1 protein-coding gene is annotated in these 814 nt (G+C 65.4%); it reads right to left on the bottom strand.

What is annotated here, in order from left to right; translation table 11 throughout:
- Window positions 1–775: AMP-binding protein (locus EES42_RS16980; RefSeq protein WP_164495253.1), on the bottom strand; the 775-nt coding region annotated here is incomplete at its 3' end.
- Window positions 776–814: the final 39 nt, after the last annotated feature.

The raw sequence follows: 814 nt of genomic DNA, 5'->3' as shown, positions 1-814 counted from the left end.
CATCGAAGGCCATCGCCGAGTGGAACAACACCCGGGAATGACTGCCGTTCGCGTACATCGTCTGCGCGGCCAGATCCGCCACATTGCGATGCGTGACCGCAACACCCTTCGGCACACCCGTCGAACCCGACGTGAACATCGCGTACACCGGCTGATCCGGATGCACCACAACACCAGGATCCGAGACGTCCGAGAAGTCACCCCCGGACAACGAGCCCAGCACCCGAACACCCGCCGGCAACACCAGCGAACCCGGATCCCGGTCCGTCACCAGATGCGTGACACCCGACTCCCCCACGATCAACTCCACACGATCCGCCGGATACCGGGTATCCAACGGCACATACACCGCACCCGCCTTCACCACACCCAACGTGGCAACCACCGCAGCCACCGACCGCTCCTGGAACAACGCGACACGACTACCCGGCCGCACACCCTCCGCAATCAGCCGACGCGCCACACCATTGGCCAGACCGTCAAGCTCCCGGTACGACAGCTCACGCCCCTCACCCACCACCGCAACCGCATCCGGCGTCCGCACCACCTGCGCCCCGAACAACCGCCCAAGACCCACACCCGGGGAGCCCGTCACCGCACCGGCCCACTCCCCCAACAACAACCCACGCTCACCCGCCGACAACAACTCCAACTCACCCACCGGCACATCCGGCGCAGCAACAGCAGCACCCAACAACCGCACCAACCGCTCACCCGCCAACTCCACCGAACGAGCGTCATACAGATCCGTCGCATACTCGATCGTGATGTCCAACCCACCCGGCCGACCATCCACCGACCGATGCTCCGCGAA

Origin of the sequence: Streptomyces sp. ADI95-17, from assembly GCF_003846175.1 — a bacterium.
Lineage (GTDB): Bacteria > Actinomycetota > Actinomycetes > Streptomycetales > Streptomycetaceae > Streptomyces > Streptomyces sanglieri.
Note: the sequence above shows the minus strand (reverse complement) of the source record. Positions and strands in the feature narration are given on the sequence as shown.